The organism is Carnobacterium sp., from assembly GCF_032094055.1.
Taxonomy (GTDB): Bacteria; Bacillota; Bacilli; order Lactobacillales; family Carnobacteriaceae; genus Carnobacterium_A.
The window spans coordinates 1-15,240 of record NZ_DAMDAK010000018.1; the positions used below are offsets into that span (position 1 = coordinate 1).

Genomic DNA, 15,240 nt, shown 5'->3' on the forward strand with positions numbered 1-15,240 from the left:
GTCTGTTTTCGGATGCTTTTGTCTGCTAGAACGCCTCTACCTTACACTTCCAGTCTGTTTTCGGATGCTTTTGTCTGTTAGAACGCTTCTACCTTACACTTCTAGTCTGTTTTCGGATGCTTTTGTCTGCTAGAACGCCTCTACCTTACACTTCATCCTTCACTAATTGCGGAACAGCATGAAATTCTACAAAAAGCTTAACCTTTTTTTATACTATCTTACACCATCAAAAAAGTTGCCGTATTCCACGTATGAACTTTGGAATACAGCAACTTTTTTAATATTTTTCACTAACGGATGACGTCATTTGTTTGACCTGCAATAAAAGCTTCCACCCTATCTTTTCTGATAATTGGGCTATCGCCAAAAGTAGTATGTGCTAAAACAGCATTTCCTGTTGCAAAATCGACAATTCGTTGATCAGACCATTTTTCAATAAATCCGGTTATGATGCCTGCCGCATAAGCATCTCCTGTCCCGATTCGGTCATAAATGTCTAAATCATACACAGAACTGAGAACAAACTGATTTTCATGACGCAAAAAACCTTTTATTCTTCGGTTTTTCCCCTCTTTTTCACGCAGCGTTCCAGCAAATAAGCTAATTTGATACTTTTCTACAAATTGTCGACTCACAGCTTCGAGGATTTCTGCCGGCTCTTCCAAATCTGTTGGCAAAGGCATATCCATTAATTCAACTAAATCACGGATTCCGCCAATCACGATATCACAATTTGGTAAAATGCGTTCAAATTGAGCTTTTACCCATTCCGGTTCGTTTTTCTCATTTAGACTTGGGCGATAATTAAAATCAAAACAAACCTTTTTCCCTAAGCGATGAGCTGTGTCAGCCAGTTGAAAAGCTGCTTCTCTTGTTCCTTCAGACAACATTAAAGCAATTCCACAAATATGGATGAGATCTGCTGATGATACCGCTTCTTCCAAAGCATAATCACTAAGGGTGCTTTCGCCGAAAGAACTCGCTAAACGGTTTAAATACGTTACTTCAGCAGGACGGCTGCCGTAGCCCATTTCTAAAAAATAAAGCCCCATATGATTGCCTTGATACACGATCCATTCATCTTTAATTCCTAACTTCCGAAGAGACCCTGCAGCAGCTCTGCCAAGTTGATTATCTGGCAAACAAGTAATTAGCGCTGTTTCATATTCAAAGTGTGCTAAGCTGCTTAAAATATTTACTCCGGTTCCAGTAAAAGATAAATCTACGGTATCGGTTTGCTCAATTAATTTGAAGTGAGGTGGTGTCAAACGCATCATCACTTCTCCGAAAGCTGCTATTTTCATAAGACGCTCCTTCATTTTCCTTCTGTTATTGATTCAGTACACGTTTCATCATCTCGTAAAGAACTTTTACATCTTTTGGTTTTGTATTGCCTGTTTCTTTATCAATGATTGAACTATACACATGAGGAATAATTTTTTTGACTCCTGCATCTACAGCAATTTGAATGATTTCTTCAAAGTTTTCCAAATCAATTCCACCAGTTGGTTCCAGCATGAAGTCATTTTCAGCACATGCTTTCGCAACTGCTTCATATTCATCTTTATATGCCAAGCCTTTCATTGGAAAGTATTTAACGGAACTGCCACCCATATCTTTTAATAATGCGATAGCTGTTTCGATTGGAACTTCTCCTGCCGGCACTTGACTGCTTAACGGTCCAGTCGCAATATTGACCATTCCAACTTTTCCAGTAGGAGAGATCAAGCCATTGATAACCGTTTCTTCTTGCTTTAATGTTGCCCGACTTGTTCCTACACCGGTAAACACTTGATTGACATGTTGAGGCTGTAATTCTCCAGAGATACGACTGACCATCTGACTTTGATTAGGGTCACCTGCGCCTAATCCGACAGATAAGGCATTTTCTGTCGCTGCTTGGTAAAGTTTCATATCTGCAATCGCTGCTTCATCTGTATCGTAATTTTTAGACAATACGCCTAAAACAACATGTCCTTCTGCGGCTTCATAACAGTCTTTTGCATTTTCAACTGAATGTGCTAATACATTCAAACAAATACGGTCTGCTAAAAAATTGGGTGTTTTTTTCATTAGGTACTCCTCTTTTTCTTTATTAATTTATTTTTCTTGAATTAAGATTTCTTTTAACCGTTGAACGATTTGATCCATTTCAGTTTGATTCACAGCTCGGATATCGAATTCAATAATGCCATTATTAGCACGATACTCTCGTGTATAGATAGCCAAATTGCCTGTCTTCAATTCTGCGATTACCTCTTTTGCCGATAATGAAGCTGTTGGTTCAATTTCTACTTTGGCTCGGTATATCTCTCTGCCAGCTGCATCTTGCTCCATGCTAGCAGACAAATGATCAATTGTATTGAGAGCTGCGATAAATGGAACCAGTCTTGCTTGCATTGCTTCTCCTGTTTCACTACCACTTTCAACATACTGTTCAACTGCAGCAGTCAAACCTAAAATATTTTCTTTTCCTATCTTCATTGCGCGGCCAATGCCTTTGCCTTGTAGACGGACCCATTCAATAAATTGAGTTTTTCCAATCACTAAGCCTGAACTTGGGCCTTCCAAAGCTTTCGCCCCGCTGTAGATTACTAAATCAGCGCCTGCAGCGACATATTTCTCTAAATCTTCTTCAGCTGCTGCGTCAACAATCAATGGCAACTGATGGCGGTGTGCCACTTCAACTGCATCATTGACCGTCAGCATACTCTTTTGAACAGTATGGTGACTCTTAATGTAAAGAATCGCAGCTGTTTCTTCCGTTATCATCATTTCAATGTGTTCAGGCGAACACATATTGGCATAGCCAGCCTCAACTACTTTTCCTCCGCCCAGTTCGACCATCACTTCAACCGACGTTCCATAATCAACATTATGCCCTTTCGGCAAGATGATCTCCCGCTGTTTGATTCGCGGAGTGAAGGGATGATAAGCGTGATGTTCATTTCCTTTACCAATAACTGCTGCTACAGATTGTGCAATGCCAGCTGAAGCTGAGGATACGATAACCGCATCTTCAGTACCAATCAGTTCAGCAATATGCCGTCCTGTTCGTACCAGCAATTCTGACATTTCAAAAAAATGTTCCCCGCCGAATTTTTGAGCAGCCAATACCGTTTCAGAAATTTTTGAAACGCCCAAAATGGTCATTTTCCCACTGGCATTGATGACTTCTTTTAGCTTATACTTTTCGTAAAGATCCATCTTGCTCTCCTCCTGCTCTGTATTTCTTACCGCCAACAATAGCATATATAGGCTTAATGCACTCTGTTGCGGTTCTTGTAAATCCATTAGAATCAGTTACTAGTTTTTCTTTGTTTTCCAGATTAAAAATGGTTACGTCTCCATCCATTCCCACAGCCAAATGGCCTTTTCCTTTTAAATGGAATGCTTTCGCCGGATGACTGGTTACCATTGGGATGATTTCTTGTAAGGAATACCCAATCACCAGCATTTTTTCCATTGTGGTTGCTAAATCATAGACCGGACCAGTTTCACGGTTTCGATGGTAAATATCAGTACTGATTGTTTCGCAAACAAGACCAGCTTTTTTAGCGATTTCTGCTACTTCAAAATTAAAGCTGTCTGTCCCATGTCCGATATCAAATAAAACGCCGCGGCGATAAGCATCCCAGACAACATCTTTTATGTTTTTTTCTTCATCCAGAATGCCATTTTCTTTTCCATTGTAACAATGCGTCAGCACATCGCCTTGTTCCATTAAATTTAATGTGTCTTTTAAGTTAGGCGGAGCTGAACCAATATGGACCATCAAAGGTAAATGCTCATTCTTAGCTTGTATTTTTTTAGCCAGTTCTAAAGGGACAATATCATTTTCTCCTACAACCGTTTTGCTCATTCTGGCTTTGATGCCAACAATAAAATCAGGGTATTTTTTTAAAACTTGGTGAATCAATTCTTCTTTGATTTTTTTTAAGTCTGCCAATTCATCTTGTTCAACGATTCCCCATTTGGAAATATTGACTAACGCATAGACATTGGTTTTAGTATTTTTAGCAATTTGATAAAAATCTGCAATGTTTTCTGCACCGGTTGTTCCCGCATCAATAACTGTCGTGACTCCTTTTGGTACGCCAATTTCATCAGGGTAATCGTAATAGAGATTCATTTTTTCATAACAATGAACATGATCATCGATCCAGCCGGCAGTGATAAATGATTTGTGTTCGAGGTCAATTATTTCTTTTGCCTCTACTGCTAATCTTTCTCCAACTGCCGTAATTTTACCTTCTTCAATTGCGACTTCAAGAGGTTCTCCTGTGACGGATTTTCCGTTTTTTATATATAAGTCAACCATTCCACCAAGTCCTTCACTATTCTTCAAATTTAAATTTGCTCCATGGGTAAATAAAATCTAACAATACTTTTTCATCTTCTTTGATTTTTCCAACTAAATTTTTTCGATTATCTTGATGAGGCTCCAGCACTACTTGTAATTCATTTTTGTATTTTCCAAATTGATCATTTCCGATGACAACATCGCCTCGTTCAAATGGTTCTGTATGATCATGCGCAGGATTAGCGTATTCGCTAAATTTTTTGCGAACTTCAGTTGACCGAATCATTTGTTCAGTAATATCCCCTCTCCGATAATGTTGAGCTGTTGTGACAATTTCTTTTTCAATAGGATTCACAGCTTCCAGAAAATCAACAGCTAATGTAATTTGGTAAGGGTTTATTTTAGATAAAGCCAGTAACTCCTCGTCCGAAGCATAAGCATTTCCGATAATCACATCATCGATCATGTTAGTAGCAAATAAATGTTTTGCTTGGACTTCAATCGGCAGGTCTCGATGCATTTCTAAAGTAGGCAAGCCATCGTTAATATTCCAAGGGCCTATTTTTCCTGCTTGTGAGTTTACAAATGCAGCTGTTCTCATTCCTTGCTGTTTAAATCGTTGATTGCATTTCATAAAGAAATCAAACGGTAATGCTGTCCCTCTTTGTGGATAAAAATTATGGCAGCCATATAAAAATGGCCGATTCGCTTGATAGGTCAAAATATTATCTAAATAAGCAACATCATTACTCATATTTAATTCAATGATCATATTATATGGATTAAACGAAATCATTGCTTCTTTGTTTCCATCAAATCCTACATCTAAACGGATTCCGTCTGCGCCTAATTGATGGAAAAAGGCTAAATCATCGTAAGAAATGCCTAATTCATCAAAGATATTTGGAGCAATATCTAAAATAACTTCAAAACCTAATTCTTTTGCAAAGTGAATAATATGGCTGAATTTTTCAGCTACTGCTTCTTTGCCTTCTGTTACCTCTAACATACTCATAAAAATACGCGAAAATCCATATTCAGCAGCTTTTTTTATATACGTTTCATCTTCTTTAAGAATGCTATGGTCCGGATAAACGGAAATTCCTAATCTTCTTTTCATACTTTTTGCCCCTCTTCCATTTTATTAAATACTTTTCTATATTTGCCTGCGATCATACTGGCAACGAATAGTGTCACAGCAATTACCAGAATGGAACCCATATGTGTAATTGCCGCTATGACAACGCTAGCAATAATTAATCCCATTCCCATCAATAACAGCTTTATTGTTGACACCTCAAATAACTTTTTAGGTAATTTTTCTTTTTCAATCACATACTGACAAATACAGAAGTAAAGAACAAACCCAATAAAATAAGATAATTCCATTTTATATTGCACCAAAGAGACAAGAATCAGTTCCTGTCTCTTATTCCTTTCAATTTAGATTAATTTTCTTCTACAACTACTTGTCCATCCATAACAGTCTCTGCATCATTTATTTTTGCTGCCTCTTCACGCTCCAATTGTTGTTTCTCAAAAACTTTAAAGAAAGGATAATAAATAGCCAAACTAATACCAAAGTTGATTACAACTAGGACGCCTGCCATGATGCTCCAATCTGTGCTTATCCAAGCAGCAATAGGAGATATTACAGTAAACGGTAAGCGGGCCATCATCATGGGTACGACATTAGTTACTGTAAGGATATAGGATAAAGTTGTTGTTATTAATGGCGCTACGATAAACGGGATGCCTAAAATTGGATTCATTACGATTGGTGCTCCAAAAATAATCGGTTCATTGATGTTAAATAAGCCTGGTAAGAATGATAATCTTCCTAAACTCTTTATATACTCAGACTTTGAAAACAAGAAAAGTGTCACTAACGCTAAAGTTGTTCCGGCTCCGCCAATCCAAACAAACCATTGCAAAAATTGTTCTGTAAAAATATTGGGCAAATCATGTGCCCCTGTTCCAGCTGTAAAAGCATCCATATTTTCAGCAATTGACATATCCCAGAATGGACGAATAACTGGACCCATAATTGCAGGACCGTGAATACCTAATACCCAAAAGAATGTAATCAAAAATACTGTTAAGAGACCACCAAATAAACTATTGCCTGCTAAAATATCTTTAAATGGGAGTAAAAGTGTACTTAAAAAACTACTGATATCAAAATTAAGTAAGTACCTTACTACCCAAAAGAACAGGATGATAACGGCTGTTGGAAGCAACGCAATAAACGAATTTGATACTTCAGGCGGTACCCCTTCAGGCATTTTTATTGTAATATTTTTTTCTTTCATAAATCGGTAAATCTCGACAGAAATAATAGATGTTACAATTGCTCCAAATAATGAAGATGAACTTAAAGCAGCAATATTAACAAAGCGGCCTGCATCGACTACTCCTTCGATAGGTTCTATTATTTGAGTCGGCACTACAGTCGAAATCAAAAATCCAAGTACAGCTAATAAACCACTAGATAATGTATCAAGGTCATAACTTTTCGCTAAAGAGGAAGCTATCCCAAAAGTGGCATATAATGACAGAATACCCACTGTGAAACGAAATGGTACATCTAAAATAGCTTTATAAGGTTCAATAATAGCGGCAATAGATTCGATGGGAATATTTAATAAAATCGTAAAAAACGAACCTACAATAGTTAACGGCAATGTAGCAATAATCCCTTTTCTAATAGCTGTCATATGCCGTTGAGAACTAATTTTACCTGCAACTGGTGTTACTTTTTCTTCTAGAAAACTAACAAAATTATCCATCTTTTTCCTCCTGTTTTATGCTTCATCTTCTTTCTATTTCAATATAACATTATAATGTTTAGAAGTAAACGGTTTCGGAATATTTTTATAAATAGTATTTTTTTCTTATTTTTAACAATAGATCAATAAAGAGAAAACAGGAATTGGTTTGTCATAAGTTCTTTTGCTGTTTTCTCTTTACTTGCTGAGATCATACTTCATATTCAATCATGTAAGGATACTTCGAAGTATCATAAATTGCATAAGAAATTTCAATAATTTCATTCATTTGACTGTAAGACCTTCTGATCCGTTTTAATAAATGGTTATGCTCAGTTTCCAGTAATTTTTTTATTGGTTCTTCAACTTCTGTTACTTCAAAACTATCTTTAAACCGGTCAACCGTTTTTCCATACCCAGCTAACCACTTATAGAGCGATACTTTTTCCATTTGTGTCAATACTTGTTTATCTCCCAATACAGGCAAATAATGTTCAAAATAAATATAGGGTGCTCCATTTAACCGATACAGTCGGATCAACTTAAAGGCTTGCTTTCCAAATAAACGCTTAAGTTCTTTTTCATCATTAGTAAAGCTTACTTTTTCAATGGCTAAAATTTCTTTAGTCAATTGGTATCCATCTTTTTCAACCATACGCGAAAAAGATTCCGCCTTTGACAATTTATTAAATAAACGATTACTCAAAACAGTGGTCCCTTTGCCGCTTTTTTTCTCTAAGTAACCTTCATTTGCTAAAATCTCAATGGCTTTTCGGACTGTGATCTTACTCACTTTAAATTTTTCTTCCAATTCAATTTCAGTCGGAATCTGTGTTCCGATTGGATAGGTTTCATCCAGTATATCATTTTTTATACTATTGGCGACTTCAATATATAATAAGTTTTTAGCTTTCATACTATCTCCATTCTGCAAAAGTAAATTCAAATTCGCAGCTCAATGCCTCTCACTGATTGTTTGTATCAAGAAGGCATTAAACATATTCTCTTTAACAGATTATACCTTTTTTCTTCCTTACTGGCCAATGGAGTAGTGTTAATTTTTCTAATAGAATAGTTTATTTGTCTAAAAATTATTGCTTTTATTAAAAATACTCTTAAGATCGGCTAGGATCTTAAGAGTACTTCAATTTTTACTAAAACAATAAATTAGCTTGCTGTAGTTGCTTTTTCAATTTCTTTGATTTTTTCAGCAAATTGCGGTAAATACGTTTTATGAGCCACAAGTAATTCATTCATCACTTGTTTAGCAACAAATCCGCTGGTAATCAAAGGATTCATCGTAAATGCTTGAAGCAATGTACCATAGTCTCCAGTAACTGCAGCTTCAACTGTTAATAGTTCCATTGATTTCATTAATTGCAATAATCCTCTTTCAGCAGGCGCAAAGCTACCGAATTGGAAAGGTACTGGTCCTTTACCAGTGATCATACTGGTCACCTCAACCACACAGTCGACGGGCAAATCTGTGACTGTTCCATTGTTTTTCGTGCTGACTGTCATGATCATACGTTTGTCATTGTAAATGGAATTGATGATATTGCACGCTGCATCACTATATCTTGCGCCGCCTCGTTCTGCTAATTGCTGCGGTTTGTGATCCAGATTTTCGTCTTTGTACAATTCGAACAATTCTTTTTCGATTCCTTTAACTTTTTCGGCACGTGTACCTGAATTTTTGAAGTCTTCTAGTTCTTCTTTCAGCGCTTCATCTGTTAAGTAATAGTATCTGTGATAAGGACAAGGGACCATATGCAAGTTTTGCACTTGTTCAAAAATCAAATCATTTTCTTGAATATTAGCTACAATACTTTTAGAATCTGAAGCATCGCCATACATGATTTCCAACAATTCATCTGTTAAGGAATTGCCTTTATTGTCTACAACTGTATGCCAATGTAAATGATTAATGCCAGCAAACTGGAAGAACAAGTCTTCAGGATCCCGTTCTAATAAAGCAGCTTCTTCAACGATCGCATTCACTGGAATATTGCATAATCCGACTACTTTATCCCAGTTTCCGTACCGCATAACCGCTTCTGTTACCATACCAGCCGGATTTGTAAAATCAATCAGCCAAGCATCCGGACAAAGTTCTTTCATATCCTCTACGATATCTAAAATCACTGGAACAGTTCTTAATGCTTTGAAGATCCCGCCAGCTCCATTTGTTTCTTGACCGATCATACCATGACTTAATGGAATACGTTCATCTAAAATTCTAGCATCTAATTGGCCTACTCTTAATTGTGTCGTCACGAAGTCCGCGTCTTTCAAGGCTTCTCTGCGGTCTAATGTCAGATAAACTTCACAATCGATATTTGCCGCTTTAATCATTCTCTTAGCCATTTCTCCAACAATCGATTGTTTTTCTTTTCCAAGCTCCACGTCGACCAACCATAATTCTTTTAATGGCAATTCAGCATAACGGTTAATAAAACCTTCCACTAATTCCGGCGTATAACTTGAACCTCCGCCGATCGTTACAATTTTCAATCCTTTTTTCATAAACGTTGCCTCCTGATGTAATCGTTATCTTTTCTTTATACCACCAGTATAGTCTTTTTTATGAATGTTTGTGCTTTTCATGAGAATATGGGCAACTGTTATTCAAATAGAAAATTGTCACAACAGAGAAACGTTTTGTCACAAGCAGTGTTCCGTTGCCGCAACTCTTACAAGCTCTCTAAACAGCGCCGCGTAGATTGTTTCGTTATACTGAATGTGCTACTATATGGTTATTGCTAAGGAGGCGAAAAAGAAAAATGTTGTTTCTTGATACAACCCCTGATTTAACTGATTTTGATATGGCTATTTACAAATACATCTCCAATCATTTAGACCAAGTAGCTTATATGCGAATCCGTGATTTAGCTGCTGAAACACATACGAGTACCACCAGTATTTTACGTTTCTGTAAAAAATTTGGTTGTTCTGGTTTTTCTGAATTTAGAATCAAACTGCAAATGTATTCAAAGGAACAAAAACAGCAAAAAATACAGTCTATTGATGAAACTGCTTATATCGATTTCTTAAATCGGACTACACAACCTTTTTATAAAGAAAAAATTCGAGAAGCTGTTTCTTTGTTGCAAGATAAAGAGTTGATTTTATTCCTTGGCGAAGGTTCGTCTAATATCATTGCTGAATATGGGGCTTTATATTTTTCGTCTATTTTCAATATGGCATTAAGAATTGAAGACCCTTCTAACCACCCAATTGACTATTTATCAAAAAAACTATCTGATCAAGTCTGTATCATTGCATTGTCTGTTTCAGGAGAAACAAAAAATATCGTTAATTATTTGAATCACTTAAGCTTCAGCAGTAGTACCATTATTTCAATCACTAACAGTTCGAAATCAACCATTGCTCGGCTTTCCGATGTCAATATTCCTTATTATATTACTCCAGAGTCTATTAAAGATGCAGATATTACATCACAACTTCCAGCTCTTTACACAATCGAAACACTTGCAAAAGAAGTAAGAGCTACTAATTAACTTTTTCATTATTCATAAAAAAACTAGAGCTGATTTAGAAAAAGGATTATTACCTTCTAAATCAGCTCTAAATTTATTTTTAATTTTAATTATTTTGTTCTGCTAATTGCATCTTATTCACACGTTCATCAATTTTTAAGAACGGTAAGTAGATAAATACGGAAACCACAATAATGACTATTTGAAGCGCGGCTGCCCGCCAGTCGCCCCCTGTAGCTAAGAATCCTGAAATAATAGGTGGCGTTGTCCAGGGTATCTGAACCACAACGTGATTGATCATTCCAATGGATGTCGCAAAATAAGCAACAGTTAATGAAAATATAGGTGCCAGGACAAATGGAATAATCAACATTGGATTAAAACAAATCGGTAATCCAAAAATAATGGGTTCACTAATATTAAATAATGCCGGTGCCAAAGACAATTTAGATACATCTTTATAATCTTTACGTTTACTGAATACAAAAATGGCAATCAATAAGGCTACTGTATTTCCTGATCCACCCATAACGGCAAAGGTATCTTTGAAAGCCATATTGATGATATGAGGGATTTCTTCGTGATTGGCATAGGCTAGCATGTTGTCTTGCATATTTTGCAATAAGAAGGGATCCAGCAAAGCTCCCGAAATGACCGCTTGGTGAATACCAAAACCAAAGAACAAATTAGCTACACTTGTCAATAATAGAAAACCGGGAAGACTGGTTGTAACATAACTTAAAGGTTTAGTGATAATAGTTGTGATCAGTGTATTAAAATCCATATCAAACAATTGATTTAGTGCAAAAGAAGCAACAGCAAAGATCAATACATTGATCATAATGGGAATCAGTACATTGAATGATTTAATAACAGCTGGAGGAATATTTCCGCTAATATTTATTTTCAATTTTTCATTTGATGACAACTTGATAAATAAATCAGTTGCCAGCAAACCAACTATTATTCCGACAAACATACCAGAGGCACTAGTATAATTGACAGGAATAACTCCTGGCACCAATACTTCTTCTTTAAACCCTTCTGGTACAAATGTAGTGCTTAAAGGTGTTACCACGATCATGGTAGATAATGACACTAAAATTGGGGCTATAACGTTATTGTACCCGCGGTTTACAGAAAGGTGGTAAGCAATGGCAACAGCAATCAATAAGGCCATTACATTTAGTGTGCCATTTGATATAGATGTTCCGATTGACTGCCAAGTTGTAAGGGTCTCGGGAGCAATGATTTTACCCATAAATCCAGTTGGTTCTAAAATAACATAATTAATTAATGTCATAAAGCCTGCTAAAATAATGAACGGCATGATAGATGCAAAAGCATCTCTTAACGTGCGCAAATGGATTTGATTTCCCATTTTTTGTGCTACATAAGAAAAACGATCAGCAATGGTCATTTTTTCTGATGAATCTGACATATTATTTCCTCCTAAACTAGTCTATGTGTATCATATTCAAAACCATTGTTGTGACTCATTTCTTTATAAAACTCTCCGCTTTTTTTAATTGTGCGCTTTTGGTTTTCTAGATTTAATGAAACCAAACCGTATCTATTTTTATACGCATTGATCCATGACCAGCAATCTATAAAGGTCCATAAATGATAGCCTTTAATATTACAGCCCTCAGAAATAGCTTTATGCACATAAGCTAAATGATCTTTAATGTAATTGATCCGGTAATCGTCAATGACTTGACCTTTCTCATCCATAAATCTTTCTTCATCGGCTACTCCCATTCCGTTTTCTGAAATAAAAGCTTCAATGTTGTCATAATTATCGCGGATATCGACACATAAATCATAAATTCCTTTTTCGTAAATTTCCCAGCCTCGATAAATATTCATTCGTTTGCCCGGCATATCATAACTTTCATAAAACCATTCCGGTAAGAAGGGCCCTTCAGGATTGATTGCAGTTAGTCTTGCTTTTACTCGACGAGGTTCATAATAATTTAGTCCTAAAATTTGAGCAGTATTTTGTTGAATCACTGTTAGATCAGCAGCTTCATAAACAGGCATTTGATCGTATTCTTTCAACAACTCCACTAATTTTTCTGGGAAAGTCCCCTTAACCATTGGATCTAAGAAGCTACGTGTATATAAAGCGTCTACAATTTCTGCCGCCTTTATATCTGCAGGCTGTTGGCTTCTTGGATAAGTAGGACTTAGATTTAGAATAACGCCTATTTTTGAGTTCAATTGTAGTTTTTTAAAGGATTGAATCGCTAATGCATGGGCTAAAATCGTATAAAAAGCAGCTTGTGCACCACGTTTAAAATCTACTAATGCTGGATAATGGAAGCCTTCTAAATAACTGCCTAAAATTGGACCAAGCGGTTCATTAAATGTAAACCAATGATAAACTAAATCCCCAAGTTCTTTAAAACAAGTTGTTGCGTAATTTACATAAGCATCAACCACCTCTCTAGATTCCCAGCCGCCTCTTTCCTGCAACGCAAATGGCATATCAAAATGATACAAATTAACAAACGGTCTGATTCCGTTTTCATTCATTTCTGTTAATAAATTACGATAGAACTCAATAGCTTTAGGGTTAACTTTTCCGGTACCCCCTTCAGGAAACATCCTCGCCCAAGAAATAGATAATCTAAATGAATTGTGACCAGTTTCTTTCATCAACTGAATATCTTCTTTGTAGTGATTTATATGATTTGTCGTAACGCTTGAATCTATTCTGTTATAAAAACGATTGGGTTCTTCCTTAAACCAGTGTTCCCAAACCGTTTCTGCTTTCCCTGTAGTTCCTCGACCTTCAGCTTGTTCTGCCGACCAAGCTGAACCCCACCAAAAATCTTTTGGGAACGATATCATCTCTTTCATTGCATGATTCTCCTTTCTTTATAATAGTATAATAATCCACATTCATCAAAAAGTAAATACTTTTATTAAAAGATATACACTTTTTATTTTTGTTGTATTACTTATAGAATAAAGGTAAAGTTTATGTTATACTTTTACTGGCTTCTTTAATCCATTTTATAATATGAGGAGAGAAATTAATGAGCACCCTTCCTAAATATATGACGATCTATACAGATCTTAAACAAAAAATAAACACGGACTTTTATAAAATCAATGAAAAAATTCCTACTGGCGATGATCTGGCTATTGAGTACGACTGTAGTAAATTGACTGTCAAAAAAGCCATCGATCTACTTGTAAAGGAAGGCATGGTTATTCGCAGACGCGGTTCTGGTACATTTATCAAAGGAAAATCTACTAATGGAGGAGCTATTGCGCTCGGTCCAACATCAGGCTTGATTAGTACCGTTGGAAAAGAACACATTACCTCTAAAACTTATCAATTTTCGATCGAAAAACCGTCAGATGAAATTGCTGAAAAACTTGAAATAAGAGATAATGGATATGTCTATAAAATTATTCGCGTAAGATACGTGAACCACGCTCCTTATTCAGTTGAACATACCTATATGCCGCTTTCAGTCATCATAGGTTTAGAACCAAAACATTTAGAAAACTCAATTTACAATTATATTCGTGAGGAACTAGGTTTTAAAATGCAACGTGCTCATGTTTGGGTACGTGGGGATAAGGTTACAGTTGAGGATTGCAAACTATTAGATGTCGACAAAGACACTTTTATTATGGAAGTCGAAAAAATCGCTCATCTGGAAGATGGCCGTATTTTTGAATATTCTTTGACCAGACATGATTATCAAAATTTTGTATTTGAAACAGTATTTGTTCAAAATTGATTTTGTAGGCTAGCAAAAAATACAGCTTAAGTCATATGCTTTTTTGTCAATTTAAGACATACTTACTAATAACAGAACGTTAAATGATATAGGAGCTTATCACATGAACTTATTATTTACTTTAAATGAAAATTATCTGCCACCATTTTACACCTTGCTTCATTCGATTTTTCACTCAAATAGTCACGAGGAATCCTTCGAGATTTATTTAATGCATAAAGATATATCGGACTTTCAACTTCTTCAATTAGAAGCATTTATCAATAGAGAAGGCCATTCTCTGCATATTATTGATTGTACGAATCTGTTTGAAGAAGATACGGTAGTCAACCGGTACTATTCCATTGAAATGTATTATCGTTTATTGGCTCCTTTTGTCTTGCCGGACAAGCTAGAACGAATTCTTTACCTAGATCCTGATATCATCAATTTAAACTCATTCGCTAAATTTTATAACCAGAAATTCAAAGATAAACTATTTATTGCAACGACTCATGAATATGCGACAAAGTGGATTCAGCCACTTAATAACCTTCGCTTAGGGACTCTGAAATCAGAAGATTATTTCAACACTGGGATCTTACTGATGAACCTGCCGAAAATCCGCAAACAGGTAACTTCAGAGGATATTTTTAAGGCTATAGAGTTAAACAAAAACCGTTTAGTTTTGCCAGACCAAGATATCTTCAATCATTTGTATTGGGACCACATTGGCGAAGCAGATTGGCGGATTTATAATTTAGACCCGCGTTTTTATTCAAAATTAAAAGTATTTTTCCCTGCTGTTTATAACCAGGAATGGGTAGAAACAAACGTTGTCTTCATCCATTACTGCGGCAAACACAAGCCTTGGTTGGAAAATGAAAAATATCGCTATGATTTAGGTTTCTATTATCATAAATTTAAAA

Annotated in this window: 14 protein-coding genes; 3 read left to right on the top strand and 11 right to left on the bottom strand. The window is 35.9% G+C overall.

Going from position 1 to position 15,240, the window contains the following annotated elements; all coding sequences use genetic code 11:
* Window positions 1-290 precede the first annotated feature (290 nt).
* The 9 genes from RT405_RS04395 to RT405_RS04435 all read right to left on the bottom strand — a co-directional run bounded on the left by RT405_RS04395 (window position 291) and on the right by RT405_RS04435 (window position 9,597).
* The gene (locus tag RT405_RS04395; protein ID WP_313467893.1) at window positions 291-1,304 is read right to left on the bottom strand and encodes a sugar kinase; all 1,014 of its coding nucleotides are present in this window, start codon (window positions 1,302-1,304) and stop codon (window positions 291-293) included.
* A 25-nt stretch (window positions 1,305-1,329) separates the two neighbouring features.
* Window positions 1,330-2,073 carry a 2-dehydro-3-deoxy-phosphogluconate aldolase gene (locus RT405_RS04400; RefSeq protein WP_313467895.1) on the bottom strand — a complete coding sequence of 248 codons (744 nt, stop codon included), beginning with the start codon at window positions 2,071-2,073 and terminating at the stop codon, window positions 1,330-1,332.
* A gap of 27 nt (window positions 2,074-2,100) precedes the next feature.
* Window positions 2,101-3,207 carry a DgaE family pyridoxal phosphate-dependent ammonia lyase gene (locus RT405_RS04405; protein ID WP_313467897.1) on the bottom strand — a complete coding sequence of 369 codons (1,107 nt, stop codon included), beginning with the start codon at window positions 3,205-3,207 and terminating at the stop codon, window positions 2,101-2,103.
* Window positions 3,185-4,321, bottom strand: a complete 1,137-nt coding sequence (locus RT405_RS04410; protein WP_313467962.1) for an amidohydrolase/deacetylase family metallohydrolase — start codon at window positions 4,319-4,321, stop codon at window positions 3,185-3,187. Before RT405_RS04410 ends, RT405_RS04405 begins: the two co-directional genes overlap by 23 nt.
* Before the next feature lie 16 nt (window positions 4,322-4,337).
* Window positions 4,338-5,423: a MupG family TIM beta-alpha barrel fold protein gene (locus RT405_RS04415; protein ID WP_313467899.1), complete on the bottom strand. Its 1,086-nt coding sequence runs from the start codon at window positions 5,421-5,423 to the stop codon at window positions 4,338-4,340.
* Complete coding sequence (locus RT405_RS04420) at window positions 5,420-5,692, bottom strand: hypothetical protein (protein ID WP_313467901.1); 273 nt, start codon at window positions 5,690-5,692, stop codon at window positions 5,420-5,422. Before RT405_RS04420 ends, RT405_RS04415 begins: the two co-directional genes overlap by 4 nt.
* Before the next feature lie 59 nt (window positions 5,693-5,751).
* Window positions 5,752-7,092 carry a PTS sugar transporter subunit IIC gene (locus RT405_RS04425; RefSeq protein WP_313467903.1) on the bottom strand — a complete coding sequence of 447 codons (1,341 nt, stop codon included), beginning with the start codon at window positions 7,090-7,092 and terminating at the stop codon, window positions 5,752-5,754.
* A gap of 190 nt (window positions 7,093-7,282) precedes the next feature.
* A complete protein-coding gene (locus RT405_RS04430; RefSeq protein WP_313467905.1) occupies window positions 7,283-7,987 on the bottom strand; it encodes a GntR family transcriptional regulator in 705 nt (234 codons plus the stop codon).
* A gap of 251 nt (window positions 7,988-8,238) precedes the next feature.
* Window positions 8,239-9,597 carry a 6-phospho-beta-glucosidase gene (locus RT405_RS04435; protein ID WP_313467907.1) on the bottom strand — a complete coding sequence of 453 codons (1,359 nt, stop codon included), beginning with the start codon at window positions 9,595-9,597 and terminating at the stop codon, window positions 8,239-8,241.
* A gap of 257 nt (window positions 9,598-9,854) precedes the next feature.
* On the opposite strand from RT405_RS04435, the gene RT405_RS04440 reads away from it, so the two are divergent.
* The gene (locus tag RT405_RS04440) at window positions 9,855-10,592 is read left to right on the top strand and encodes a MurR/RpiR family transcriptional regulator (protein ID WP_313467909.1); all 738 of its coding nucleotides are present in this window, start codon (window positions 9,855-9,857) and stop codon (window positions 10,590-10,592) included.
* Between the two features lie 85 nt (window positions 10,593-10,677).
* Here RT405_RS04440 and RT405_RS04445 read toward each other — a convergent pair whose 3' ends face one another.
* Together RT405_RS04445 and RT405_RS04450 are read right to left on the bottom strand one after the other, a co-directional pair.
* Window positions 10,678-12,012 carry a PTS sugar transporter subunit IIC gene (locus RT405_RS04445; protein ID WP_313467911.1) on the bottom strand — a complete coding sequence of 445 codons (1,335 nt, stop codon included), beginning with the start codon at window positions 12,010-12,012 and terminating at the stop codon, window positions 10,678-10,680.
* Window positions 12,013-12,023: 11 nt separating this feature from the next.
* Entirely contained in the window at window positions 12,024-13,436 is a 1,413-nt protein-coding gene (locus RT405_RS04450; protein WP_313467913.1) for a glycoside hydrolase family 1 protein, read from the bottom strand.
* 179 nt (window positions 13,437-13,615) lie between these two features.
* On the opposite strand from RT405_RS04450, the gene RT405_RS04455 reads away from it, so the two are divergent.
* Window positions 13,616-14,332, top strand: a complete 717-nt coding sequence (locus tag RT405_RS04455; protein ID WP_313467915.1) for a GntR family transcriptional regulator — start codon at window positions 13,616-13,618, stop codon at window positions 14,330-14,332.
* A gap of 103 nt (window positions 14,333-14,435) precedes the next feature.
* A partial coding sequence (locus RT405_RS04460) for a glycosyltransferase family 8 protein (RefSeq protein WP_313467917.1) occupies window positions 14,436-15,240 on the top strand: 805 nt, incomplete at its 3' end.

Bases quoted from the DNA above. Each gene is read 5' to 3' on its own strand.
- RT405_RS04395 (WP_313467893.1), bottom strand. From the start codon at position 1,304: ATGAAAATAGCAGCTTTCGGAGAAGTGATGATGCGTTTGACACCACCT.
- RT405_RS04400 (WP_313467895.1), bottom strand. From the start codon at position 2,073: ATGAAAAAAACACCCAATTTTTTAGCAGACCGTATTTGTTTGAATGTA.
- RT405_RS04405 (WP_313467897.1), bottom strand. From the start codon at position 3,207: ATGGATCTTTACGAAAAGTATAAGCTAAAAGAAGTCATCAATGCCAGT.
- RT405_RS04410 (WP_313467962.1), bottom strand. From the start codon at position 4,321: ATGGTTGACTTATATATAAAAAACGGAAAATCCGTCACAGGAGAACCT.
- RT405_RS04415 (WP_313467899.1), bottom strand. From the start codon at position 5,423: ATGAAAAGAAGATTAGGAATTTCCGTTTATCCGGACCATAGCATTCTT.
- RT405_RS04420 (WP_313467901.1), bottom strand. From the start codon at position 5,692: ATGGAATTATCTTATTTTATTGGGTTTGTTCTTTACTTCTGTATTTGT.
- RT405_RS04425 (WP_313467903.1), bottom strand. From the start codon at position 7,092: ATGGATAATTTTGTTAGTTTTCTAGAAGAAAAAGTAACACCAGTTGCA.
- RT405_RS04430 (WP_313467905.1), bottom strand. From the start codon at position 7,987: ATGAAAGCTAAAAACTTATTATATATTGAAGTCGCCAATAGTATAAAA.
- RT405_RS04435 (WP_313467907.1), bottom strand. From the start codon at position 9,597: ATGAAAAAAGGATTGAAAATTGTAACGATCGGCGGAGGTTCAAGTTAT.
- RT405_RS04440 (WP_313467909.1), top strand. From the start codon at position 9,855: ATGTTGTTTCTTGATACAACCCCTGATTTAACTGATTTTGATATGGCT.
- RT405_RS04445 (WP_313467911.1), bottom strand. From the start codon at position 12,012: ATGTCAGATTCATCAGAAAAAATGACCATTGCTGATCGTTTTTCTTAT.
- RT405_RS04450 (WP_313467913.1), bottom strand. From the start codon at position 13,436: ATGAAAGAGATGATATCGTTCCCAAAAGATTTTTGGTGGGGTTCAGCT.
- RT405_RS04455 (WP_313467915.1), top strand. From the start codon at position 13,616: ATGAGCACCCTTCCTAAATATATGACGATCTATACAGATCTTAAACAA.